The organism is Aggregicoccus sp. 17bor-14, from assembly GCF_009659535.1.
In the GTDB taxonomy this organism is placed as follows: Bacteria; Myxococcota; Myxococcia; order Myxococcales; family Myxococcaceae; genus Aggregicoccus.
Genome location: NZ_VJZZ01000001.1, coordinates 415,556 through 438,280, shown reverse-complemented (window position 1 = coordinate 438,280; position 22,725 = coordinate 415,556). Strand labels below are relative to the sequence as shown.

Sequence of the window (22,725 nt, the reverse complement as noted above, 5' to 3'; positions counted from 1 at the left end):
TTCGGTCAGGCGAAGAGCGCGAGCAGATCGTCGCGGGTGATGGAGGCTCCGGCCGAGGCCTCGCTCAGCGCCGACTCGAAGAGGGCCCGCTTCTTCTCCTGCAGCCCGAGGATGCGCTCCTCCACGGTGCCCTGGGCCACGAGCCGGTACACCATCACGGGCCGCTCCTGCCCGATGCGGTGCGCGCGGTCGGCGGCCTGCGCCTCGACGGCGGGATTCCACCAGGGGTCCATGAGGAATACGTGATCGGCGGCGGTGAGGTTGAGGCCGGTGCCGCCTGCCTTGAGGCTGATGAGCATGACCGGAGGCCCTTCCGCGGACTGGAAGCGCGCCGTCACCTCGCCGCGGTTCTGCGTGGCGCCATCCAGGCGCTCGAAGGGGATGGAGGCCTGGGTGAGCGCCGGCTCCAGCAGGTCCAGCAGCGAGGTCCACTGCGAGAAGACGAGCGCCTTGTGCCCATCCGCCGCGGCGGTGCCGAGCCGGTCCAGCAGCGTCTGCACCTTGGACGAGGTGTTCGCCTGCTGGCCGGGGACCAGCGCGGGGTGGCAGGCCGCCTGGCGCAGGCGCAGCAGGGCCTCGAGCGCCTTGAGGATGCTGCCTCCCTCCTGCAGCAGCGCCACCACCTCCTTGCGCGTGGCGGCGAGCACGGCGTCGTAGACGCTGCGCTCGCGCTCATCCAGCGAGACGTGGAGCACGGACTCGCTGCGCGGCGGAAGCTCCGGCGCCACGTCGCGCTTGAGGCGGCGCAGCACGAAGGGGCGGATGCGCTTGCGAAGGCGGGCCGCAGCGTCGGGCTGCCCGTCCGTGATGGGCCGCGCGATGCGCTCCTCGAAGTCGCGGCGCCCCCCGAGCAGGCCGGGGTTCGTGAAGTGCATGATGCTCCACAGCTCCTCGAGCCGGTTCTCCAGCGGCGTGCCGCTCAGCGCGAGCCGGAAGCGCGCCTTCATCGCGAAGGCCGCGCGGGCCGCCTGGCTGTCGGGGTTCTTGATGGCCTGGGCCTCGTCCAGCACCAGCGTCTCCCAGGTGCGCGCGCCGAGCGCCGCCTGGTCCAGGCGCAGGATGGCGTAGGTGGTGAGGGTGACGTCCGCGGCGGGGTCCAGCTCGCGCTCCGGGCCGTGGTAGACGGACACCTTGAGCGAGGGGCGGAAGCGCGCGAGCTCCGCGGCCCAGTTGGGCAGCACGCTGGTGGGGCACACCACGAGCGTGACGGGGCCGAGCGCGCAGATCGTCTGCAGCGTCTTTCCCAGGCCCATGTCGTCCGCGAGGATGCCGCCCAGCCCCGCGCCCCGGAGGAACTGCAGCCAGCTCACGCCCTGCTGCTGGTAGGCGCGCAGGGTGGCGGTGAGATCCGCGGGGAGGGTGGGGGGCGGAAGCCGCTCGAAGCCCTCGACCAGTGGCGCGAGCCGCTCGAAGCCCGGCGGGGGCGGCTGCTCCAGCGTCTCGCACAGCGCGCTGAGCTCGGGCAGCGCGTGGTTCGCGAGCTTGCCGTCCGCGCCTCGCGAGGCGAGCAGGGCGGCGACGCGCTCGCCGTGCTTGTCCAGCCAGGCCTGGGGCAGAGGCGCCCAGCCGCCGCCCACCAGCGGGACGAGCCCCAGCCCCTCGCGCCAGGCGCGCACCACGGCCTCCGCGTCCACGCTCTGGGCGCCGCCCTCGGCGCCGGTGGCCTGGAACTCGAGCTTGAAGCGCACCTCGGGCACGCCGCCCGCGCCCAGCGCGGACTCGAGCTGCAGCGAGGGCTGCAGCTTCACGTGGGGGCTCACGATGCCCGCCGCGTCTCCCGCGAGCCCACCGCCCCAGCGCCGCAGCTTGTCCGCCCAGCGCACCATCTCGGTGCCCTGCACGGTGACGCGCTTGCCGGGGACGAGGTTGAGCTCGTCGCGCAGCTGGTGCACGAGCCGCTGCTCGGCGGCCTCGTCGCGCAAGGGGACGGCGCCGCGCAGGTAGGTCATCCGCCCGCCGTCGATGCGCACCGAGGGCGGCGCGCCGTAGACCAGCGTGGGCAGGAGCGAGAGCCCCGCGTCCAGCTGCGTGAGCTCGAGCAGGATGCGCGGCCGCAGCTCGCGGTCGATGGGCGGCAGGCGCTTGCTGCGCACCTCGACGCGCAGGCGGCGCGCGAGCTCGGGGAGCACCTTCGAGCTCAGCTCGCCGAGCTGGTTCGCGCCGTAGGTGCGCGTGAGCGGCAGGTGCTGCAGCCAGGGCCCGCTCAGGTCCGTGGCGCCGAGCATGGCGAGCGAGTCGCCCACCAGCGCCACGCCCGGAGCGAGCACCTCGGTGACGTCCGGGTCGCGGGTGAGGCGCACGGCCCACTGCTCGCCGCGGTCCTCCACCACGGCCTTCGGGTTCACCGGCTCGCTCGCGACCGCGACCGGCTTGCCCTCCAGCTGCACGTTGCGCGCGGGCTGCAAGAGCTGCAGCAGGGCCGCGAGGCGCTCGGGCGGGATGGGCCCGCGCAGCTGCTTCTCGAGCAGCTTGTCGATGACGAGATCGTGCTGCTCGAGCTGCATCGTGGCGGCCTGCGCGGGCCGCGCGAGCACCGCGGCGAGGCTTCCCTCCAGGGGCTCGTGGCGGCCGTCCGCGTGCGCGATCAGCCGCTGCAGCTGGAGGCCTCCGTCCACGCGCTTGAAGTCGTAGACCACGCGGCCCCAGCGGTTCGCCGCCGGGGTGAGCGGGGCCTCCTCCTTCTCCGCCTGCTGCAGCGAGATGGCGGCCGCGACCACGTGCTCGCAGGGGTCCACGCGGCTCGGGCAGTTGCACTCCCACGCGTCGTCCCCCGGGTAGAGGATGACGGTGAGGGGCACGGGGCGCCCGGAGGCGCGCACGCGCAGCTCGATCTCCTTCTCGCTCTGCGCCTGCACGGCGACGGCGCCCGCGCGCGCGAGGTTGACGCCGTTGGACCAGATGCCGGGCTTGGCCTCGGCGCGCACCGCTTCCAGGAGCTGGGAGAACGCGGACATGGGGACCTGTTTCCCTACGGCCCCCCGCGCCTGCGTGCAACGCGATTCCTACGCGGCCTGGGCACCCAGGGCCGGGTAGTCCGTGTAGCCCTTCGCGTCCGGCGTGTAGAAGGTCTGGAAGTCGGGCGCGTTGAGGGCCGCGCCGCTCGCGAGGCGCTCGGGCAGGTCCGGGTTCGCGAGGAAGGGGACGCCGAAGGCCACCAGGTCACCCTCGCCGCGCTCGAGCGCCGCGTTCGCGCTCTCGCCGGTGTAGCCGCCGGAGAGGATGAGCGTGCCCCGGAAGGCCTCGCGCAGCGCGGGCGTCACGCGGGGGCCCGGGACTGCGGCGGGGCCTGCGACGGGCTCGCTCACGTGCAGGTAGGCCACCTGGCGCTTCGAGAGCTCGCGGGCGACGTAGGTGAAGAGCGCCACGGGGTCCGAGTCCTTCATGTCCTGGTAGGTGCCCGTGGGGCTCACGCGCACGCCTACGCGCTCGCGGCCGATCGCCGCGGCCACCGCGTCCGTCACCTCGAGCAGCAGGCGCGCCCGGTTCTCCACGCTGCCTCCGTACGCATCCGTGCGGCGGTTGGCGCTGTCGCGCAGGAACTGGTCCAGCAGGTAGCCGTTCGCCGCGTGCAGCTCCACGCCGTCGAAGCCCGCTTCCAGCGCGAGCCGCGCCGAGTGCACGAACTGCGCGACGATGCCGGGCAGCTCCGAGACCTCGAGCGCGCGCGGCGTCACGTGCGGCTGAACGCCGGTGGGCGTGTAGGTCGGCCCCTGGACGGCGATGGCCGAGGGGGCGACCGGCTGCTCGTTGCGCGCGTTCCAGCTGGGGTGGTGCGCCCTTCCGGCGTGCCACAGCTGCACGAACACCTTCGCGCCGCCCGCGTGCGCTGCCTGCGTCACGCCGCGCCAGCCGGCCACCTGCGCCGGGGTGTGCAGGCCGGGGGTGCGCATGCCGCCCGCGCCCACCTCGGTCACCTGGGTGGCCTCGGTGACGATGAGGCCCGCGGAGGCACGCTGCCGGTAGTACTCGGCCATGAGCGGAGTGGGGATGCGCTCGGGGGCGCGGGTGCGGGTCATCGGGGCCATCACGAAGCGGTTCTGCAGCGTGAGGGGCCCGAGCGTGTAGGGCTGGAAGAGGGGAGCGCGGGACATGGTTACTTCCTCCGAAGCGGTTACTGCAAAAAGGGAAGCGATGGGGCAGATCTAACGGGACGCTTCCTCCTGTCAAGCGACTTCCTTTCCGGAAGGGTGGCGCCGCCGCGCCGCGGATGACAGAATTGGGAATGCGCGCTGCCCGGAGTGGCTCCGGGAGCGAGGAAGGAGCCCGCCGTGATGCAGCGACACTGTCAGCACCTGTGCGAGCGCTTCCAGCTGGCGATGGAGCTGCTCGCGCGGCCCTGGAACGGCCTCATCGTAGCGACGCTCGAGGAGGGCCCGCTGCGCTTCGGCGAGCTCGCCGAGCGCGTGGAGGGCATCGGCGACCGGATGCTCTCGTCCCGGCTGAAGGAGCTGGAGGCGGGCGGGGTGCTGGTGCGCGAGGTGGAGCCCGGCCCGCCGGTGCGCGTGCGCTACCGGCTCACGCCCGCCGGCGAGGGCTTCCGGGCGGTGCTCGACTCCATCAGCCGCTGGGGCGAGCAGCTCGAGCAGGGCCGGCGCAGCGCCGGAGGCGCCTCCGCGCGTGCGCCGCGGCGGGCCCGCGCCGCAGCGGGCGCCCGCGCGGCGCGCCAGCCCTGAGGTGTCTCGCACTGCACGCAGGCAGGCGAGGGTGACGCAGCGTGTCTAGTTCGGCCGTCCAGAGCGCTGAGAAAGTTCTCCCCGTCTTGCGAGTCGGCCGGGCTGCGCAGGTGCCCGGAGTGCCATTGCCGAGGTCACCGGTGTCCCCCTTCGTCCGCCCACAGCCCGACCTGCGCCATCGCTACTTGAAGAGCGCCGCGGCCTTGCTGAAGGTGGAGAGCACCCCCCAGGCGAGCGGCACCGCGACGACGAACCAGGCACCGAGCACCAACGCGACGTTCGACTGCGCCTTCGACTCCGCCATGGGAACCTCCGGTTGCGCGGGCGCGCCCTGGGTGGGCGGCCTGGCGCACAGGTCTAGGCGGCGCGCGGAGTCAGCGCAAGCCACCCCCCGCCTCGCAGCGTCTTCTTCCCCTCACCTCCCTTGGAGTCCCTCCCGATGAGCCAGGACGATCGCGCTCCTGCCCCCCGCCCCTCGAACGCGCCCGCGGCGCCGCCCGAGCCGGGTCCCACGAACGCGCTTCAGGTGCAGCCTCCGAGCGCACTGCTCGCCCCCCAGGTGCTCGCCGAGCCGCCGGTGGAGACCGAGGGGCTGCGGGTGGGCCCCGCGCCGCAGGCGGCCGGTGGGATGCCCGCGATCGTGAGCACGATGCGGCATGCGCTGGGGAAGATGGGCGCGGTGCGCACCTTCCAGACGCTGAGCCGGCTCAACCAGAAGGGCGGCTTCGACTGCCAGAGCTGCGCGTGGCCCGACCCGGACGGCGAGCGCGACCTCGCCTCCTTCTGTGAGAACGGCGCGAAGGCGGTGGCCGACGAGGCGATGACGGCGCGCATCGGACCCGAGTTCTTCCGCCGCTACAGCGTGCAGCAGCTGAGCGAGCAGTCCGACCACTGGCTCAACCGCCAGGGCCGGCTCACGCACCCGATGCTGCTGCGAGAAGGCGGCACGCACTACGAGCCGGTGAGCTGGGACGAGGCCTTCGCCCTCGTGGCGCGCGAGCTCAACGCGCTCGCGAGCCCGGACGAGGCGCTGTTCTACACCTCCGGGCGCACGAGCAACGAGGCCGCGTTCCTCTACCAGCTCTTCGTGCGGCAGCTGGGGACGAACAACCTGCCGGACTGCTCGAACATGTGCCACGAGTCGAGCGGGCAGGCGCTCAACGAGGTCATCGGCATCGGCAAGGGCACCGTCACGCTCGAGGACTTCGCGAAGACGGACCTGGTCATCGTGGTGGGGCAGAACCCGGGCACCAACCACCCGCGCATGCTCACCACGCTGCAGGAGGCCAAGCGCCGCGGCGCGAAGCTGCTCACCATCAACCCGCTGCCCGAGGCCGGGCTGCAGCGCTTCAAGCACCCACAGGAGGTGTTCGACACGCTGGTGGGCAAGGGCACCCAGCTCACGGACCAGCTGCTGCAGATCCGCATCAACGGCGACATGGCGGTGCTGCAGGGCATCATGAAGGAGCTGCTGGACGAGGAGGCGAAGCGGCCCGGCGAGGTGCTGGACCACGCCTTCATCCGCGAGCACACCACGAACTTCGAGGCGCTCGCGGCCTCGCTGCGGGAGGTGAGCTGGGAGCTCATCGTCGAGCAGTCGGGCGTGAGCCGCGCGGAGATCCGCGCCGCGGCGGAGCTGGTGCTGCAGGCGCGCACCTTCATCATCTGCTGGGCCATGGGGCTCACCCAGCACAAGAACGCGGTGGCCACCATCCAGGAGCTGGTGAACCTGTGCCTCCTGCGCGGGAGCATCGGCAAGCCCGGCGCGGGGCTGTGCCCGGTGCGCGGCCACAGCAACGTGCAGGGCGACCGCACGGTGGGCATCTGGGAGCGCCCGAAGGAGCCCTTCCTCGCGGCGCTGGACCGTGAGTTCGGCTTCACCTCGCCGCGCAAGCACGGCCTGGACGTGGTGGCCGCCATCCGCGCGATGCACGCGGGCGAGGCGAAGGTGTTCTTCGCCATGGGCGGCAACTTCCTCTCCGCCACCCCGGACACGCACTACACCGCCGAGGCGCTGCGCCGCACGCGGCTCACCGTGCAGGTGTCCACCAAGCTCAACCGCTCGCACCTGGTGCACGGGCGCCAGGCGCTCATCCTCCCGTGCCTCGGCCGCAGCGAGGTCGATCTCCAGGCGGGTGGGGCGCAGTTCGTGAGCTGCGAGAACTCGATGGGCGTGGTGCAGTCGTCGGAAGGAAAGCTCGAGCCCGCGAGCGAGCACCTGCTGAGCGAGCCCGCCATCGTGGCCCGGCTCGCGCGCGCCACGCTGGGCGAGCGCTCGCGCGTGGACTGGGAGGGGATGGCGGCGGACTACGATCGCATCCGCGACGCCATCTCGCGCGTCATCCCCGGCTTCGAGGACTACAACGCCCGCGTGCGCAGGCCCGGCGGCTTCTACCTGCCCAACGCCCCGCGCGAGAACCGCTATCCCACTGCCACGGGGAAGGCGAACTTCACCGTGCACCAGTTCCCGCGCCACCAGCTCGCGCCCGGGCAGCTGGTGCTGATGACCATCCGCACGCACGACCAGTTCAACACCACCATCTACGGCCTCGATGACCGCTACCGCGGCATCTACAACGGCCGGCGCGTCATCCTCATGCACCCCGAGGACGTGCGCGCGCTGGGCTTGCGCGAGGGCCAGTTCGTGGACCTCACCAGCCACTTCGAGGGCGAGCGGCGCACGGCGCTGCGCTTCGCGGTGGTGCCCTTCGCCATCGCGCGCGGGTGCGCCGCGAGCTACTTCCCCGAGACCAACGTGCTGGTGCCCATCGGCAGCACCGCCGAGCGCAGCCACACGCCCACCTCGAAGTACGTGGTCATCACCCTCGCACCCTCCGAGGCCCCGCAAGCGGGGCGGCTCACCGAGGGTACGAGAGAGCCCGCACGCGTCTGAGGCTCCCCGCAGCATCCGCGCGGGAGCCCCTCTCCCGCTCGGTCCCCGAAGCGATGAAGGAGAGAGGTCGCATGGCGTCTTTTCTGGATCGTGATCACACGGTCGCAAGACCGGGCTTCAACCGCTGGCTCGTCCCCCCCGCAGCACTCGCCATCCACCTGTGCATCGGTCAGGCCTACGCGCTCAGCGTGTTCAACCTGCCGATGAGCCGGCTCATCGGCATCACCAAGCCGGCGCCCGAGGACTGGCCGCTCACCACCACGGTGTGGATCTTCAACATCGCGATCTTCTTCCTAGGGCTGTCCGCGGCGCTGTTCGGCAAGTGGCTCGAGCGCGTGGGCCCGCGCCGCGCGATGTTCGCGAGCGCGCTGTGCTTCGGCGGAGGCTTCCTCGTCTCCGCGCTGGGCGTGCACCTGCACCAGATCTGGCTCGTGTACCTGGGCTACGGCGTCATCGGCGGCATCGGGCTGGGGCTCGGCTACATCTCGCCGGTGTCCACGCTGATCAAGTGGTTCCCCGACCGCCCGGGCATGGCCACCGGCATGGCGATCATGGGCTTCGGCGGCGGCGCGATGATCGGCAGCCCGCTCGCGCAGAACCTGATGGAGCACTACAGCAGCGCGACGTCCGTGGGCGTCGCGGAGACCTTCGCCACCATGGGCCTGCTGTACCTGGCCTTCATGATGTTCGGCGTCTTCACCGTGCGCGTGCCGGCGGAGGGCTGGCGGCCCGAGGGGTGGGTGCCCTCGCAGCACCAGAAGAAGCTGGTGACGAATGCGAACGTGACGGCGGACACGGCCATCAAGACGCCGCAGTTCTGGCTCCTGTGGGCGGTGCTCTTCCTCAACGTGACGGCCGGCATCGGCGTGCTCGCGCAGGCGTCTCCGATGATCCAGGAGATGTTCCCGGGCACCATCACGCCGGCGGCCGCCGCGGGCTTCGTGGGCCTGCTCAGCCTCTTCAACCTCGCGGGCCGCTTCTTCTGGTCCTCGACGTCCGACTACATCGGCCGCAAGAACACGTACATGGTCTACTTCGCGCTGGGCACGGTGCTCTACGCGGCGGTGCCCACGCTGGGGCGCTCGGGCAGCGTGTTCCTCTTCGTCGCCGCCTTCTGCGTGATCATGAGCATGTACGGCGGCGGCTTCTCGACCGTGCCCGCGTACCTGCGCGACATGTTCGGCACGCTGCAGGTGGGCGCCATCCACGGCCGCCTGCTCACCGCGTGGAGCGCGGCGGCGCTCGTGGGGCCCACGCTCGTCACCTACGTGCGCGACTACCAGCTCGCCCACGGCGTGCCCAAGAGCGAGGTCTACACCATCACCCTGTACATCATGGCCGGGCTGCTGGTGCTGGGCTTCGTCGCGAACTTCTTCGTCCGCGAGGTGAACGCCCGCTACCACGTGCGCACTGCGGAACCGACCGGGGCACCGGCCGGCGCCAGCTTCCAGAAGGCCTGAAGCACGGAAGGCCGGAAGCCCTGGATTGCTCCAGCGCTTCCGGCCTTCGTGGCATGTCCCCGACGGGATTCGAACCCGTGTTACCGGCTTGAAAGGCCAGCGTCCTGGGCCTCTAGACGACGGGGACCTACGGCAGTGAGTCGCGGGGGGCTCGAACCCCCGACCCTCGGCTTAAAAGGCCGGTGCTCTACCAGCTGAGCTAGCGACTCGCACTATTCTTTTTTGGCCACGCCGGGCTCGGCTGGACACCCCGCGTGAGCGGCTCTCTACCAGCACTGCTCCCGGGCTGCCAGCGCCGTGGACCTGGGGGCCGGGCGGGCAGACGCCGGCCGCCTGCCCGCCGCGCGCTTTGGCTATAGAGGCACCATGCGAGAGCACGACGAGCGCGCCGAGGAGGACGAGGACGAGGAGGACGCCCCCAAGGGCCCGGGGAAGCGCTACCTCACGCGCACGGGCGCAGAGCGGATGCACAAGGAGCTGCTCAAGCTCCTCAACGAGGAGCGCCCCAAGGTGACGGCCGAGGTCTCGGCGGCGGCGGCCCAGGGCGACCGCTCGGAGAACGCCGAGTACATCTACGGCAAGAAGCGCCTGCGCGAGATCGACCGGCGCATCCGCTTCCTGCAGAAGCGCCTGGACACCGCCACCATCGTGGACCCCGCGGAGCAGGTGGACCGCGAGCACGTGTACTTCGGCGCCACCGTGCTGCTCGAGGACGAGGACGGCACGCGCACCACGTACCAGCTCGTGGGCTCGGACGAGATCGACACCTCGGGCGGGCGCATCAGCGTGGACTCGCCGGTGGGCCGGGCACTGCTGCGCAAGCGGGTGGGGGACAGCGTGGAGGTGATGCGGCCGCGCGGGGAGATCGAGCTCACCGTGGTGAAGATCGAGTACCGCTAGCGCACCCGGTCGAAGGTCACGACCCAGACCCACGGGTTCGTGGCCCACACGTGGCCGCGCTCCCCGTTGATGCTGTCCCAGAGCGCGCGGTACGCATCCCGGTCCGCGACCCCTTCGTCCCGCGCGTCCGCCTCGCTCACGTCCTGCAGGGGCTCGATGCGCACGGCCTCCACGTGCAGCAGCAGCCGCGAGGCGCGGCGCGGGAGGAAGAGCGGAGACTTCCACTTCGCCGGGGGACTCGCAGGCGCGTCGGCGCGGTACACGAAGCCCTCGCCCGCGGGGCCCAGACCTCCTTCACCCACAGGCGGTCCCCGGCCTTTCCGTAGGGAGAGAGGGCGAGCAGCTCGTCCGGAGGTGCACCTCTCCAGGTCCATTCCCGCCAGCGCCACGCGGCGCCCTCGCGCGTGGGCAGGGGGTTCATCGCCCGACGCGTCTGCCGCTTCGTCCCGGCCTGTAGCGCGTGCACCATCGGGGCACTGAACAGGATGGGACGCTCCCGGGATCCAGACCCCGTGTCTTTTCCGACAGCCTGCTTTCCTCGGGCCATGGTGGCTGCTTCCCTGGGGAGTGGGTGCTTATAGTGATCACTAGTCGAAGCACCGTCGCACGGACGTCGCACCTAACCCAGAGGTCGCGCAGCCCACGATGCGAAAGAACTTCATCCTCGACACGAACGTCCTCCTCCACGATCCCCGCTCCATCTACGGCTTCAAGGACAACAACGTCATCATCCCGATCTACGTGATCGAGGAGATCGACCAGTTCAAGCGCGACCTCTCGGAGCTGGGCCGCAACGCCCGCCTCGTGGCGCGCTACCTGGACAGCTTCCGCGCGGAGGGCTCGCTCAAGGAGGGCGTACCCCTGCCCGGTGGCGGCATGCTCTACGTGCGCTTCACCAGCCGCGAGCTGCCGCTGTCCATGGCGGACAGCAACCTGATGGACAACCGCATCCTCGCGGTCGCGGTGGACCTCCAGGAGAAGGAGCCGGACTTCCAGGCGGTGTTCATCACCAAGGACACCAACCTGCGCATCCGCGCGGATGCGCTGGGGCTCGTCGCCGAGGACTACGACGCCGAGCGCGTGGAGATCACCGAGCTGTACACCGGCTTCACCGAGCTGCTCGTCCCCAAGGACGCGGTGGACCAGATGTACAAGCAGGGCGCCGAGGTCGAGGTGGCGCAGGTGGGGCAGCTCTCGCCCAACCAGTTCGTCCTGCTCAAGGACGAGACCAACCCCAGCCACACCGCCATGGGCCGCTTCAACGGCGCCAAGGGCCGCGTGGTCCCGCTGATGCGGGTGATGAAGGAGGGCGTCTGGGGCGTGCGCCCGCGCAACATGGAGCAGGCCTTCACCCTGGACCTGCTGCTCAACGACGAGATCAAGCTCGTCACCATCGTGGGCAAGGCGGGCACGGGCAAGACGCTGCTCGCCATCGCCGCGGGCCTGCAGAAGGTGACCGAGGAGAGCCTGTACCAGAAGCTCCTGGTGAGCCGGCCCATCTTCCCGCTCGGGCGCGACATCGGCTACCTGCCCGGCAGCGTCGAGGAGAAGCTCAACCCCTGGATGCAGCCCATCTTCGACAACGTCGAGTTCCTCATGAACCTCAGCCGCGCCGACAAGAAGGCGGGCCGCGGGTACCACGAGCTCATCGACCTGGGGCTGATGGAGATCGAGCCGCTCACCTACATCCGCGGCCGCAGCATCCCCAACCAGTTCATCATCGTGGACGAGGCGCAGAACCTCACCCCCCACGAGGTGAAGACGATCATCACCCGCGTGGGCGACAACACGAAGATCATCCTCACCGGCGACCCCTTCCAGATCGACAACCCCTACGTGGACGCCACCAACAACGGGCTCGTGCACGTGGTGAACCGGTTCAAGAACGAGAAGATCGCCGGCCACATCACCATGGCGAAGGGCGAGCGCAGCCAGCTCGCGGAGCTCGCCGCGAACCTCCTCTAGCCGCGCGCTGGCGCGGCAAGGACCAGGGCACATGAAGGAAGGCAACGGAGACCCGAGCAAGCCCAACGGCACGCCGGACATCGAGGAGAAGAAGCTCACGGTGCAGTACCCCACCGACTACACCTTCAAGGTGATGGGGGTGCAGGCCGGCGACTTCCGCGACTACGTGCGCGAGCTCTTCGAGCGGCTCATGGGCGGCGCGCTGCGCCCGGACGCCCTGAGCGAGCAGCCCAGCAGCAAGGGCAAGTACCTCTCGATCAACGTGACCGTGCACCTGACCTCGGAGGAGCAGCGGCGCGCCATCTACGCCGAGCTGCACAAGGACCCCCGGGTGGTCTACTACCTGTAGGCCTTCCGGACAGAGCAAGGGCAGGTTAAACCCCGCGCCATGAGCCCTGACGAGCCCCTCCCGCACGTGCAGCCCGCTGGCGCACGTCAGGCCTTCGCCTCCGAGGAGGCCACGCGCCGCTTCGCGAAGGTCGCGCTGCTCGCACCCGGCGACCGGGTGCTGCTGCTGGGCGGCTGCGGCGAGGCCCCGCTCGTGCTCGCGCGCGACTACGGCTGCCAGGTGGTGGCGGCGGCCGAGGACCCGCAGGCGCTGCAGCCGCTGCAGCGCGAGCTCGAGGCGCAGGCGCTGGGGCACCTGCTCCGGGTATGCCCGCTGGAGGGCGCGCTCGAGGGGTTGGAGGAGGGCGGCTTCCAGGGCGTGCTGGTGCGCGGGGAGCGCCTGTACCGGACCCGGGAGGCCGCCGAGCGCCTGCGCTCACTGCTCGCCCCCGACGGACGCTTGGGCCTCGTCGCGCTCACCTGTGTGGGGCGCAGCGTGGACCCGGAGGAGCAGGCGCGCTGGGAGGCGATGCAGGGCGCGCCGCTGCTGGGCCCGCTCGCGCTGCTCGCGCTGCTGCGCGACGCAGGCTACGAGCCCGAGGCGGCCGAGGCGCTCGCGCCCGCGGAGCTGGAGGCGCTCGCGCAGGCCGAGGCCAGTGAGGAGCCCCTGCTGCGCGCGTGGCGCGAGGAGGGCGGGCGCGGCGGCGTGAGCTACGCGCTCGTGATGGGCCGGCGCCGAGAGCCGGGTGAGCGGCCGCCGATGCCTCACGACCGCGGCTGAGGAGGGCGTGGGTCAGGCGCCCTCTCCCGGAAGGAGCGGGCGCGCGGGCTCAGTGCATCGGGGCGCTGAAGTCCACCAGGTCCACCGCCTCCGGCGCGATGCCGAAGGTGACCTGCTCGCGGTAGCCCGCCGCATCGCCCGCCACCTGGAAGGGCACGGGGCGCGCGGAGCGGATGGTGACCTCGCTCGCGTGGAAGTCGAGGATGCCCTCGGGGAACCAGCGGCCGGCCCACAGCTTGGGCAGGTTCGCGATCACGCTGGTGGTGCCCACCTGACCCAGGCGCAGCTGCATCATCCCGCGGCGCTTGTCGGCGAAGGGGAACATGCGCATGCCGTAGCCGTAGAAGGGCATGGTGGCGGCGGCCGCCATCATCAGCTTGCCGCGGAACAGCTGCGCACCCGGCGCGATGGGCTCGCCCACCGGCTGCCCGTCGGGGCCGAGGCGGTAGGCCTCGGTGTGGGGGCCGTTGGTGATCTCGCACTCCACCAGCGTGGAGTTCGTGAGGTAGTGCGGCACGGTCTTGAAGGTGACGGCGGAGAAGTAGCCGCCCCCGCCCGTCATCACGCGCTTGAGCACGCCCTTGCCCAGGTTGTGCTTCACCCAGATGTAGTCGTTGAGCAGCTTGCCATCCACGCCCATGCCGGCGAACGGCGCGCGCTGCCCGTCCACGCTGAGCAGGTCCATGCGGCGGCTCGCCGTCGCCTCGTTGGCGCGCGCACGCAGCACGTCGTGCAGGATGCCGTCGTTGCGGGTGTCCGAGGCGTTGGTGAAGTGCGCGATGGCGTTGCCCGTGCCCAGCTTCAGCACGCCGAAGCGGGGCGCCCGCTGGCCGGGCAGGCGGCCGCGGTGCTCCAGCTGGCGGTACACCTCGTTGACGAAGCCCATGAAGGTGCCGTCGCCGCCGCCGGTGAAGACCGTGTGGTAGTTGCGCTCGAGCACCGTCTGCACGATGCGCCGCGCGTCCAGCTCCGAGCGGCTGAGGAACAGGTCCTGCTCGGGCACCACGTGCGAGAGGGCACGCACCACGCGCGCGTTCACCTTGCGCGCGTTGGCGTTCAGCAACACCGCCACCTTCGGCTCCGCCGACGGGACGGCCTGCGGCAGGCCGTGTGAGTCAGCGGGGCGGAGGTCGGGGACCAGCATGGGCAAGCTCCAGGGTAGGGGCATGTCGTTGCGCACTGCGGCAACCGGGCAGGATTGCTGCATTTTCTCCGCCAACCTTTGACGCTGGGAGTCAAAGGGCCTCCCTCAAGGAATAATCACGGCTTGGCGCGTTCACAGCCCCTGACCGGGTGCGTAAGCCGTTACCCAGCGAACAGCCAGGTGGCGCGCGCGTTACGCACCGGTGACGCGCAGCGGCGGCCGCGCCCGGGGCGGGGCCGCGTGCGAGCGCTGGGGAAGCGACCTGCGGGCACCCCGGAGCGGTTTGACAGGGTGGGGGGGCTGGTTAACTTGGTCGTACATCGGAAGGTTTCTGAGAAAACGCAGTCTTTTCCGGAGGTTAACGACCGTGGGCAAGATTATCGGCATCGACCTGGGCACCACGAACAGCGTGGTCGCCATCATGGAGGGTCGCGAGCCCAAGGTGATCACCAACGAGGAGGGCAGCCGCATCACGCCCTCCGTCGTCGGTTTCGCCAAGGACGGGGAGCGGCTGGTGGGGCAGGTGGCGAAGCGCCAGTCCATCACCAACCCCGAGCGCACCATCTACTCGATCAAGCGCTTCATGGGCCGGCGCTTCGAGGAGGTGGGCGAGGAGACCAAGCTCGTCCCGTACAAGATCGTTCGCGGCCCGCACGGCGATGCGCGCGTGGACATCGACGGCAAGCAGTACAGCGCGCCCGAGGTCAGCGCGCAGGTGCTGCTCAAGCTCAAGCGCGCCGCGGAGAACTACCTGGGTGAGAAGGTCACCGAGGCGGTCATCACCGTGCCGGCGTACTTCAACGACGCCCAGCGCCAGGCGACGAAGGACGCCGGGGAGATCGCCGGCCTCACCGTGCGCCGCATCGTGAACGAGCCCACCGCGGCCGCGCTCGCGTACGGCCTGGACAAGAAGAAGGACGAGAAGATCGCCGTCTACGACTTCGGCGGCGGCACCTTCGACATCTCGATCCTCGAGGTGGGCGAGAACGTGGTCGACGTGCTCGCGACCAACGGCGATACGCACCTGGGCGGCGACAACATCGACCAGCGGATCATGGATTGGCTCGTGTCCGAGTTCAAGAAGGACACCGGCCTGGACGTGAGCAAGGACAAGATGGTCATCCAGCGCCTGAAGGAGGCGGCGGAGAAGGCCAAGATCGAGCTCTCGAGCACCAACGAGACGGACATCAACCTGCCCTTCCTCACGGCGGACGCGACGGGTCCCAAGCACCTGAACGTCAAGCTCAGCCGCGCCAAGTTCGAGGCGATGATCGACGACCTCATCGAGCGCTCGCTCGAGCCCTGCCGCAAGTGCCTCAAGGACGCGGGCCTCGAGCCCAAGGACCTGAACGAGGTCGTGCTCGTGGGCGGCAGCACCCGCATCCCCAAGGTGCAGGAGGCCGTGAAGCGCCTCTTCGGCAAGGAGCCCAACCGCTCCGTGAACCCGGACGAGGTGGTGGCCGTGGGCGCCGCGGTGCAGGCCGGCGTGCTCTCCGGCGAGGTGAAGGACATCCTCCTGCTGGACGTGACCCCGCTCTCGCTCGGCGTGGAGACGCTGGGTGGCGTGATGACCAAGCTCATCGAGCGCAACACCACCATCCCCACCCGCAAGTCGGAGACCTTCTCCACGGCGGCGGATGGCCAGAGCCAGGTGGAGATCCACATCCTCCAGGGCGAGCGCGACATGGCGGGCGACAACCGCAGCCTCGGCAAGTTCCACCTGCAGGGCCTGCCCCCGGCGCCGCGCGGCGTGCCGCAGATCGAGGTCACCTTCGACATCGACGCGAACGGCATCCTCAACGTGAGCGCCAAGGACAAGGCGACGGGCAAGGAGCAGAAGGTCACCGTCAGCCACTCCTCGGGCCTCGCGAAGGAGGAGGTCGAGAAGATGGTCTCCGCGGCGAAGGAGAACGAGGCCGCCGACAAGGCGCGCCGCGAGCTCATCGAGCTGAAGAACCAGGCGGAGAGCCAGGCCTACGCCGCCGAGAAGATGGTGAAGGAGAACAAGGACAAGCTCTCGGCGGACTCCGTGAAGACGCTCGAGGAGGCCATCAGCGGCCTCAACGGCGTGCGCGAGGGCCAGGACAAGGACGCCATCAAGGCGGCGCTCGAGAAGCTGCAGCAGGCCAGCTACAAGGTGGCCGAGGAGATGTACAAGGCCACCGGCGCGGCCCCCGGCGGCGAGGCGCCTCCTGCGGGCGGCCCCTCGGCGGCTCCGGGCAGCCAGGCCACGCCCAAGGACGACGTGGTGGACGCGGAGTTCCGCTCCACCTAGTCGCTGACGGACAGCACTGAGTCGTAGGCCCGAGGGCCGGCGCACCTCCCACAGCGGGGTGCCCCGGCCCTCGTGCCGTTTCACGGGCGTTCATGGCCGGACGGCGCGCGGGGAAGCGCGCTGCCCGGGCGCAGAGGGCGCATTAGCCTTGTGCCCGAGCCCCCGTGACGCCCACGCCCCCCGCACCGAGCTTCGAGCAGGCCGCCCGCGCCTTTCGCGCGTACTTCGCGGAGCTGCGCGCGCTCTACCTCGAGCGCGAGGCGCTCTTCACCCAGGTGGAGCTCGCGCTGCTCTCGCGCGAGCACGTGCTGGTGGTGGGCCCCCCGGGCACGGCGAAGAGCGCGCTGTGCGCCGCGGTGCTCGGGCGCATCGTGGACGGGGAGACGGGGGCGCCCTCGCTCTTCGCGAAGCAGCTCTCCGAGAGCACGGTGCAGACGGACCTGGTGGGGCCCGTGGACTTCAAGGTGCTCACCGAGACGGGGCGCACCCGGCACCTGGTGGAGGAGGGGATGCTGGGCGCCACCCACGCCTTCCTCGACGAGGTGTTCGACGGCCGGGACATGCTCCTGCGCGCCATCCTCAACGCGCTCTACGAGCGCGAGCTGAAGCAGGGCCGCAGCATCGCCGTGGGACGCACGCAGTCCGTGCTGATGACGAGCAACCGCTACCTCTCCGAGGTGCTGGCGCGCTCGCCGGAGCTGCTGCTCGCCTTCGCCGACCGCATCGGCTTCGTCTCCTTCGTGCCGCGCACCTTCGTGCGCCCGGACAGCCGGGCCACGCTGCTGCAGCGCGCCTCCGAGGGCCCTCAGCCCCGGCTGCACGCGTCCCTCACGCTGCAGCAGCTCGCCCTGCTGCAGGAGGAGGCGGAGCGGGTCGCGGTGCCTCCGCCGGTGCTCGAGGCGCTCGAGCACCTCGCGGAGGAGCTGGAGCGGCTGCTCGCGGCGCGCACCGCGCAGCTGCCCGAGCTGCTGCCCACCAAGACCTTCTCGCAGCGCTCGCTCGTGAAGGCGCTGTGGGTGCTGCGCGCGGCCGTGGTGCGCGACTGCGCGCTGCACCGGCCGGAGCGTGCGCGCGTCGCGGGCTTCGAGGACCTCGAGTCGCTGCGCGCCTACTTCCTGCTGGGCGGGCCTCCTCCCGAGGGCGTCGAGGCGCTGCTGCGCGAGGGCCGCATCGATGCGCGCGAGCGCGCCCAGCTCGAGCGGGTGCGCCTGGAGCACCGCGCCTTCGACGAGGCGCTGGCCCACGTGCGCGCCGCCCTGGGAGAGGGGCCCGCGCGCGAGGCTCGCGCGCTGCATGGCCTCGCAGCGCAGGAGGCGGCGGACGCCATCGCGCGCAGCTTCGAGCCGGGTGCGGCCACGGCGCTCGCCGCCACGCTGGAGGCCCGGCTCGTCCCGGGACCACGCTACGCGGAGAACCGCGCGCCCCTCCTGGAGGCGGCGCGGGCCCTGCTCTCCGCGGCGCGCGAGGCGCTCGCGCGCCCGCAACCGGGTGGCGACGTGCTCGCTGCCGGAGCGCGCGCCCTCGGGCTCGCGCAGAGGGCGCCGGAGCTCGCGGCGGAGCGGGCACCGCTTGCCGCTGCGCTGGAGCGCGCGCTGGAGGCGGCACTTTCCGGCGCAGGCGCTGCGGCGCAGGGAGCGGCCTTCGAGTCGCGACGCTCGCTCGCCCAGCTTGCCCTGCGCGCCCGTGAGCTCGCTGCCGAGCTCGAGCGGTTGCGCGAGAGTCGGCGCACACTGCCCGAGGCCGTGCAGGCCCGGCTCGCGCGGTGCGAGCAGCGCGTCCGCGAGGAGGCGGCGTCAGCCCTCGCCCGGTGTGCTCCGGCGCTCTTCGAAGCGCCCGCGGAGCAGTCCTCCCTCGATGAGGCAGTGGCTCAGCTCCACGCCCTGGAGGCGGCCCTCGTCGCGCTCGCCCCCGGACAACAGGGGCTCACGGCGCGGCTGCTCGCGCCGCTCGCGCGCGCAAAGGTGGAGGCCGCACTCGCGGGCGTAGTCTTTGGGCAGCTCGGCGAGCTGGAGCAGCACCTGCGTGCGCTCGCGCAGTCGCTGCGGCGCTGGGGGCTCGAACCGACAGAGCTCCTGGGCGGCTGCGCCCACGTTCTGGGTCCGCACCTGCTCGCCCACGTGCAGACGCTGCAGGCTCCGCCGGCGCTCACGCCCTCCGGGAGTGAGGCGCGGGAGGGGCTCGCGTATTCGCGCTACCGCGACGCCTTCGCCGAGGGGCCTGCGGCCCGCGAGCTCGCGGCGCTCCCGGCGGTGCGCGCGTACCTGCCGATCGACGCTGAGGTGGGCGCACAGCTCTCCCGGGCGCTGCACGAGGAGCTCGAGGCACGGGTGGCCAGCCTCGAGGCCTGGTTCGGCCGACTGAGGGAGGCGCTCCCCGCGGCCCCCTCGAATCGCCGCGAGGCCGTCGCGAGCTTCGACGTCCTCATCCACAGTCGCTTCCCCCAGTTGCTGCTGCGCGACGGAGAGCTCGCCCGGCTGGGCTCGGCGCTCGCCCTGCTCGAGGCCGAGGGGGAGGCTGCGCGGGCGGCGCCGCTGCGTGCGCGCCTCGAGTCCTTGCAGGGCGCCTTCGAGCAGCTCGCGCAGGCGCTCCTCGAGCGGGGAGCGGCGCCATGAGCGGAGGGCGCTGAGGGTGGACCGCGCCTCCCGGCTCGAGCGGCTGCGCCGCCGCCTCGATGCGCTCGGCGCCGAGCCTCCGCGGCGCACGGGGCTCCTGGGGTGGGTGCGGAGGCGTTGGCAGAGGGGGGAGCTGACCCTGCAGCTGCCGGTGCTGGAGGCGTTGGACCGGGACCTGAACCGCGTGGGCGTGCTGACGCTCGCGGACGCTCGACTATTGCATCGCCTGGGCGTGCAGCGCGGCCGCGCCGGGGCGCTCGCGCAGGGGCTCGCAGCGCGCGCGGACGAGGCCTTCATCGAGTTCGAGCGGGAGCTGGGCTGGGCAGAGCGAGCGTGGCGCTCCGGGGCGCTCGCTCCGGGCGCCTCGCTCGCGCTCGGACGCGGCCTCGTGCAACTCTCGCGCGTGCTGCGCGTGGCCGAGGTCTTCGCGGGGGACCGCCACCCGCAGGACCGAGCCCTGGGCCTGCTCCCGCGTGCGGCACCTGCGTGGCGCACGGGCGCTCCCGCGGCGGCACGGCTTGCGGCAGCCGAGTACCTCTACGAGCGCGCCCGCGCCGAGCCGCTGGATGTGGAAGCGCGGCGAAGAGACCTCACGCTCGCCCACGAGCTGCTGCTGCACCTGGGCACTGAGGCCGAGCGCGAGCGCACCCTCGCGCTCCGGTGGGAGGTGGCGCAGGCGCGAGAGCGGCTCGCGGAAGCGCCCGCAGTGCGCAGCCTGGCGGCACTGCTGCGCGAGGTGCGCGGCGCCACGCTGCGAGACCCACAGCGCGCCTACGGCTTGCTGCGAGGCCTCTACGAGCGGGCACTGGAAGCAGGGGAGGAGGGCCTCGCGGGCGCGGTGCGACCCGCGCTCGAGGCGCTGCTCCCCGAGCCCGAGGCCCTCGCCGGGCTCGTCGAGCGTGCTGAGTGGGAGCCGCTCGGGCTGTGGGGCGAAGCCGGAGGTGGGTCGCTCGCGGCCGTGGCGTATGGCCTGGACCCGGAGCGCCTCGCGCTCCTGCAGCTCGCGGCCGGCAGTGCGCACTTCTTCGACGTCCAGGCGCCGGAGTCGCTCTCGCAGGTCCTCGCCGGGGCGCCGCGCTCGGCGCCGCGGCGGGTGCCCTATCCGACCGCGCGGCTGGGCTTCGACACCACGGGAGACCCGGGCGAGGTCGCCTCCTTCGTCATCCAGGACCCGCGCCGCGTGCTGGTGGATCTCGCCGCGCACGCGCAGCCGGTGCGCGCGTGGTTCGAGGAGCCCGCGGAGCCTGCCCCTCGCGAGCGCTCGGCGGTGCGCGTCTACGTCTGCGATGCCTCGGGCTCGATGCAGGGAGCGCGAGCGCGCCTGCGCGACGCACTGCTGCTCTCGGAGCTCGCGCACCTGCGCCAGCGCGCGCTGCACCGCCAGCCCTTCGACCCGGTGCTCTTCACCCTCTTCGACGAGGCACCCGGCGAGCTCGTGCGGGTGGACAGCGCGGCCGAGGCCACCCGGCAGATGGAGCGGCTCTTCGCGAGCTCCCCCGCGCAGGGACAGACGAACATCACCGCCGCGCTCGTCTCCGCCTTCGAGTCTCTGCGCAGCGCCCGGGCGAAGGACGCGCGATTGGCCCATGCGACGCTGGTGCTGGTGACCGACGGTGAGGACCGCGTGGACCTGGAGCTGCTGCGGCGCGTGCGCGCTCCGCTCGGCCGCGTCGACATCGCCCTGAGCGTCATCTCGCTCGGGCAGGAGAACCCGGATCTGCGCGCGCTCGTACGCGAGCAGCGCGAGCAGGGGGCCCGCGCCTTCTACCAGCCGCTCTCGGACGCGGACCTCGCCTGGGCGCAGGGCGCCTTCTCCTCGCCCTGGCGCACGCTGCTGCCGCAGGACGTGGCGGTCGGTGCGGAGGCCCTGGAGGCGCTCGCCCCCCATCTCGAAGCGCTGGAGGCCCTTGCCACCCGCGAGGCTCCCCGGATGCCCGTGGTCCTGGAGGTGTCATTCGCCGCGCTCTTCCCCGAGCACCCGGATGCAACAGGGCGCCTCCGGCAGGAACCGCTGCGGGACGAACGGGTGGCGGACATCCTCGGGGCGGTGGCGGAGGTGGCCTCGCTCACGGGGGCGGCCGAGCGCGCGCGGGAGAGTCAGCTGCTGCTGCGCCACCTGCTGCAGCTCTACGGGCTCCCCGCCGAGGCGTACCTGGAGGCCCTGGCGGCGGGAGGCCCGCCCGTGCGCGAGGCCCTTGCCCGGGTGCGCCTGCTGTGCGCACCGCTCGGAGGGCCCAGGGTATGAGACGCGTGCTCTTCGACTGGTGGCGAAAGCGCAGGGCCCGCGCGGCTCCGGATCCGCTCGCGACCTACGACCGGGTCCTCGGCGAGCTCGAGCAGGAGGCGGCGCGGGTGCGCCGTGCCGCCGCCGCGCTCCTCGCGCTGCAGGGCGAGCTGCGCCGCAGCGCCGAGCGCGCCGCGGCGCACCTGCGCGAGCTCGATGGCCGCGCGGACGACGCCAGGCGCCGGGGCGATGACCGGGCGGCCCAGGTGCTGCACGCGGACCGGGCGCGCTCGGAGGAGGAGGGCAGGGCGGCACGGGCAGCGCTCGCGCGGGTGGAGGCGGATGCCGAGGTGCTGGTGGCCGCCGCGCGCTCGCTCGAGGAGCGCCTGGGCGCGCTGCGGCGCGAGCGCGAGGACGCGGCGCTGCGCCTGCGCGCAGGGGAGCTGGTGCAGGAGGCGCTGCGGCTGCCGGGCGAGCGCTTCGAGCACCGGGTGGCGCTGGACGCCGCACGGGACGAGGTGGAGCGCGCGCACGCGCTCGCCGAGCTCTACCGCGAGGAGCAGCGCCGCTAGGTGCGGCGTGCCGTCTGGTGCAGCTCGAGCAGGATGCTGCCGTTTTTGAAGAGCCGCACCGCGCCCGAGGTCTGGCTCACGACGAGCGCCACGCACTTGGTGGTGGAGGTGATGCCCGCGGCCGCGGCGTGGCGCGCCCCGAGCCCGAGGGGGATCTTCACGCCCTCGTCCGCGGCGGAGAGGTAGCGGCCGGCGGAGAGCACCACGCCGTCCTCGCGGATGACGAAGGCGCCGTCGAGGACGGAGAAGTTCTTGATCGCCTCGCGGATCTTCGGGTCGAGCACGTTGCGCTCGGCCTCGGAGAGTCCCTGGAAGGGGTTGATGGTCATCTGGCGGCTCTTCTCCAGGACGGAGTTGTGGTCGCCGATGGTGATGATGGTGCCGATGGGATGGCCCTCGAAGCCCTCCTGGCCGATCTGCAGCGCGAGCTGGATGAGGGCATCCACCACCTGGGAGTTGAACTCCTCGCCCAGCTTCACGCCCTCGATGGTCACCCGGTCGTCCAGGCTGCCGCCGATGCGCATCTGCATCAGGGTGTCCGGCGGGCGGCCCACCCGGCCTGTCATGCAGAGGATGAGCTCCCCCTCCTTGAAGGCCCCCTGGGAGAGCGCGGAGACGAGCGCCACCTTCACGCGCTCCACGCGGGAGTAGTCGTAGGCCGGAATGACGAGCGCGCGCAGGCCCTTGGCGCGCTGCTCGTGCGCGATGGCCTCCAGGGTGACGGCGTACACCAGCTTCTTTCTCATCGAGCGACCCCGCAAATCGTCAGCGGGAATCGGCTGGTCGCAGATATAGAGGAAGTGGTCGACGTCGCTCTTGGCTGCGAGCGAGAGGGCGTTGCGGAGGAACTCGCGGTCGAACTTCGAAAGATCGTTCATGCGCTCCCTCCCCTGGCTGCC

At 71.9% G+C, this 22,725-nt stretch carries 17 protein-coding genes and 2 tRNA genes; 11 read left to right on the top strand and 8 right to left on the bottom strand.

The window, feature by feature from the left end; all coding sequences use genetic code 11:
- Positions 1–5: 5 nt before the first annotated feature.
- Both FGE12_RS01970 and FGE12_RS01965 read right to left on the bottom strand, forming a co-directional pair.
- The gene (locus tag FGE12_RS01970; RefSeq protein ID WP_153864478.1) at positions 6–2,954 is read right to left on the bottom strand and encodes a DEAD/DEAH box helicase; all 2,949 of its coding nucleotides are present in this window, start codon (positions 2,952–2,954) and stop codon (positions 6–8) included.
- Between the two features lie 48 nt (positions 2,955–3,002).
- Complete coding sequence (locus FGE12_RS01965) at positions 3,003–4,091, bottom strand: alkene reductase (RefSeq protein ID WP_153864477.1); 1,089 nt, start codon at positions 4,089–4,091, stop codon at positions 3,003–3,005.
- Between the two features lie 180 nt (positions 4,092–4,271).
- Between FGE12_RS01965 and FGE12_RS01960 the strand changes: the two genes are divergently transcribed.
- Positions 4,272–4,673, top strand: coding sequence for a helix-turn-helix domain-containing protein (locus FGE12_RS01960; protein ID WP_153864476.1), 402 nt, complete (start codon positions 4,272–4,274; stop codon positions 4,671–4,673).
- A gap of 181 nt (positions 4,674–4,854) precedes the next feature.
- Here the strand turns inward: FGE12_RS01960 and FGE12_RS30595 are convergent, their stop codons facing one another.
- Positions 4,855–4,977 carry a hypothetical protein gene (locus tag FGE12_RS30595; protein ID WP_255449793.1) on the bottom strand — a complete coding sequence of 41 codons (123 nt, stop codon included), beginning with the start codon at positions 4,975–4,977 and terminating at the stop codon, positions 4,855–4,857.
- A 135-nt stretch (positions 4,978–5,112) separates the two neighbouring features.
- Here FGE12_RS30595 and FGE12_RS01955 point away from each other — a divergent pair, with 135 nt between their 5' ends.
- Both FGE12_RS01955 and FGE12_RS01950 read left to right on the top strand, forming a co-directional pair.
- Positions 5,113–7,566: an FdhF/YdeP family oxidoreductase gene (locus FGE12_RS01955; protein WP_153864475.1), complete on the top strand. Its 2,454-nt coding sequence runs from the start codon at positions 5,113–5,115 to the stop codon at positions 7,564–7,566.
- Between the two features lie 71 nt (positions 7,567–7,637).
- Positions 7,638–9,026, top strand: a complete 1,389-nt coding sequence (locus tag FGE12_RS01950; RefSeq protein WP_228530499.1) for an OFA family MFS transporter — start codon at positions 7,638–7,640, stop codon at positions 9,024–9,026.
- 54 nt (positions 9,027–9,080) lie between these two features.
- On the opposite strand, the gene FGE12_RS01945 is transcribed toward FGE12_RS01950, so the two are convergent.
- Both FGE12_RS01945 and FGE12_RS01940 read right to left on the bottom strand, forming a co-directional pair.
- Positions 9,081–9,153, bottom strand: a tRNA-Glu gene (locus FGE12_RS01945).
- A 9-nt stretch (positions 9,154–9,162) separates the two neighbouring features.
- Positions 9,163–9,235, bottom strand: a tRNA-Lys gene (locus FGE12_RS01940).
- A gap of 157 nt (positions 9,236–9,392) precedes the next feature.
- Here FGE12_RS01940 and greB point away from each other — a divergent pair.
- A complete protein-coding gene (greB, locus tag FGE12_RS01935; RefSeq protein WP_153864473.1) occupies positions 9,393–9,926 on the top strand; it encodes a transcription elongation factor GreB in 534 nt (177 codons plus the stop codon).
- Here the strand turns inward: greB and FGE12_RS30175 are convergent.
- Positions 9,923–10,228 (bottom strand): hypothetical protein, encoded by a 306-nt coding sequence (locus FGE12_RS30175; protein WP_228530498.1) that lies wholly within the window; start codon positions 10,226–10,228, stop codon positions 9,923–9,925. The two genes, greB and FGE12_RS30175, sit on opposite strands and share 4 nt — an antisense overlap.
- 343 nt (positions 10,229–10,571) lie before the next feature.
- Here FGE12_RS30175 and FGE12_RS01925 point away from each other — a divergent pair, with 343 nt between their 5' ends.
- From FGE12_RS01925 to FGE12_RS01915, 3 genes are read left to right on the top strand one after another with little or no spacing between them, the layout of a single operon-like run.
- A complete protein-coding gene (locus tag FGE12_RS01925; protein ID WP_153864472.1) occupies positions 10,572–11,891 on the top strand; it encodes a PhoH family protein in 1,320 nt (439 codons plus the stop codon).
- Positions 11,892–11,922: 31 nt separating this feature from the next.
- Positions 11,923–12,240, top strand: coding sequence for a YbeD family protein (locus FGE12_RS01920; protein ID WP_153864471.1), 318 nt, complete (start codon positions 11,923–11,925; stop codon positions 12,238–12,240).
- Between the two features lie 39 nt (positions 12,241–12,279).
- Positions 12,280–12,999, top strand: a complete 720-nt coding sequence (locus tag FGE12_RS01915) for a cyclopropane-fatty-acyl-phospholipid synthase family protein (RefSeq protein WP_153864470.1) — start codon at positions 12,280–12,282, stop codon at positions 12,997–12,999.
- Positions 13,000–13,048: 49 nt separating this feature from the next.
- Here FGE12_RS01915 and FGE12_RS01910 read toward each other — a convergent pair whose 3' ends face one another.
- Positions 13,049–14,143 carry a diacylglycerol kinase family protein gene (locus FGE12_RS01910; protein WP_153864469.1) on the bottom strand — a complete coding sequence of 365 codons (1,095 nt, stop codon included), beginning with the start codon at positions 14,141–14,143 and terminating at the stop codon, positions 13,049–13,051.
- Positions 14,144–14,510: 367 nt separating this feature from the next.
- Here FGE12_RS01910 and dnaK point away from each other — a divergent pair, with 367 nt between their 5' ends.
- From dnaK to FGE12_RS01890, 4 genes are all read left to right on the top strand, one after another.
- Positions 14,511–16,418, top strand: coding sequence for a molecular chaperone DnaK (dnaK, locus tag FGE12_RS01905; protein ID WP_194797474.1), 1,908 nt, complete (start codon positions 14,511–14,513; stop codon positions 16,416–16,418).
- Positions 16,419–16,582: 164 nt separating this feature from the next.
- Positions 16,583–19,030 carry an AAA family ATPase gene (locus tag FGE12_RS01900; protein WP_194797473.1) on the top strand — a complete coding sequence of 816 codons (2,448 nt, stop codon included), beginning with the start codon at positions 16,583–16,585 and terminating at the stop codon, positions 19,028–19,030.
- 16 nt (positions 19,031–19,046) lie between these two features.
- Positions 19,047–21,275 (top strand): vWA domain-containing protein, encoded by a 2,229-nt coding sequence (locus FGE12_RS01895; RefSeq protein ID WP_194797472.1) that lies wholly within the window; start codon positions 19,047–19,049, stop codon positions 21,273–21,275.
- Positions 21,272–21,826 carry a hypothetical protein gene (locus FGE12_RS01890; protein ID WP_153864468.1) on the top strand — a complete coding sequence of 185 codons (555 nt, stop codon included), beginning with the start codon at positions 21,272–21,274 and terminating at the stop codon, positions 21,824–21,826. Before FGE12_RS01895 ends, FGE12_RS01890 begins: the two co-directional genes overlap by 4 nt.
- Here FGE12_RS01890 and FGE12_RS01885 read toward each other — a convergent pair.
- Positions 21,823–22,704, bottom strand: a complete 882-nt coding sequence (locus FGE12_RS01885) for a diadenylate cyclase (RefSeq protein ID WP_153864467.1) — start codon at positions 22,702–22,704, stop codon at positions 21,823–21,825. The two genes, FGE12_RS01890 and FGE12_RS01885, sit on opposite strands and share 4 nt — an antisense overlap.
- Positions 22,705–22,725: the final 21 nt, after the last annotated feature.

Excerpts from the sequence above, each read along its gene's own strand:
- FGE12_RS01965 (WP_153864477.1), bottom strand. The coding sequence starts at position 4,091 with ATGTCCCGCGCTCCCCTCTTCCAGCCCTACACGCTCGGGCCCCTCACG.
- FGE12_RS01890 (WP_153864468.1), top strand. The coding sequence starts at position 21,272 with ATGAGACGCGTGCTCTTCGACTGGTGGCGAAAGCGCAGGGCCCGCGCG.
- FGE12_RS01970 (WP_153864478.1), bottom strand. The coding sequence starts at position 2,954 with ATGTCCGCGTTCTCCCAGCTCCTGGAAGCGGTGCGCGCCGAGGCCAAG.
- FGE12_RS01920 (WP_153864471.1), top strand. The coding sequence starts at position 11,923 with ATGAAGGAAGGCAACGGAGACCCGAGCAAGCCCAACGGCACGCCGGAC.
- greB (WP_153864473.1), top strand. The coding sequence starts at position 9,393 with ATGCGAGAGCACGACGAGCGCGCCGAGGAGGACGAGGACGAGGAGGAC.
- FGE12_RS01915 (WP_153864470.1), top strand. The coding sequence starts at position 12,280 with ATGAGCCCTGACGAGCCCCTCCCGCACGTGCAGCCCGCTGGCGCACGT.
- FGE12_RS01885 (WP_153864467.1), bottom strand. The coding sequence starts at position 22,704 with ATGAACGATCTTTCGAAGTTCGACCGCGAGTTCCTCCGCAACGCCCTC.
- FGE12_RS01950 (WP_228530499.1), top strand. The coding sequence starts at position 7,638 with ATGGCGTCTTTTCTGGATCGTGATCACACGGTCGCAAGACCGGGCTTC.
- FGE12_RS01955 (WP_153864475.1), top strand. The coding sequence starts at position 5,113 with ATGAGCCAGGACGATCGCGCTCCTGCCCCCCGCCCCTCGAACGCGCCC.
- FGE12_RS30595 (WP_255449793.1), bottom strand. The coding sequence starts at position 4,977 with ATGGCGGAGTCGAAGGCGCAGTCGAACGTCGCGTTGGTGCTCGGTGCC.
- FGE12_RS01960 (WP_153864476.1), top strand. The coding sequence starts at position 4,272 with ATGCAGCGACACTGTCAGCACCTGTGCGAGCGCTTCCAGCTGGCGATG.
- FGE12_RS01910 (WP_153864469.1), bottom strand. The coding sequence starts at position 14,143 with ATGCTGGTCCCCGACCTCCGCCCCGCTGACTCACACGGCCTGCCGCAG.
- FGE12_RS01925 (WP_153864472.1), top strand. The coding sequence starts at position 10,572 with ATGCGAAAGAACTTCATCCTCGACACGAACGTCCTCCTCCACGATCCC.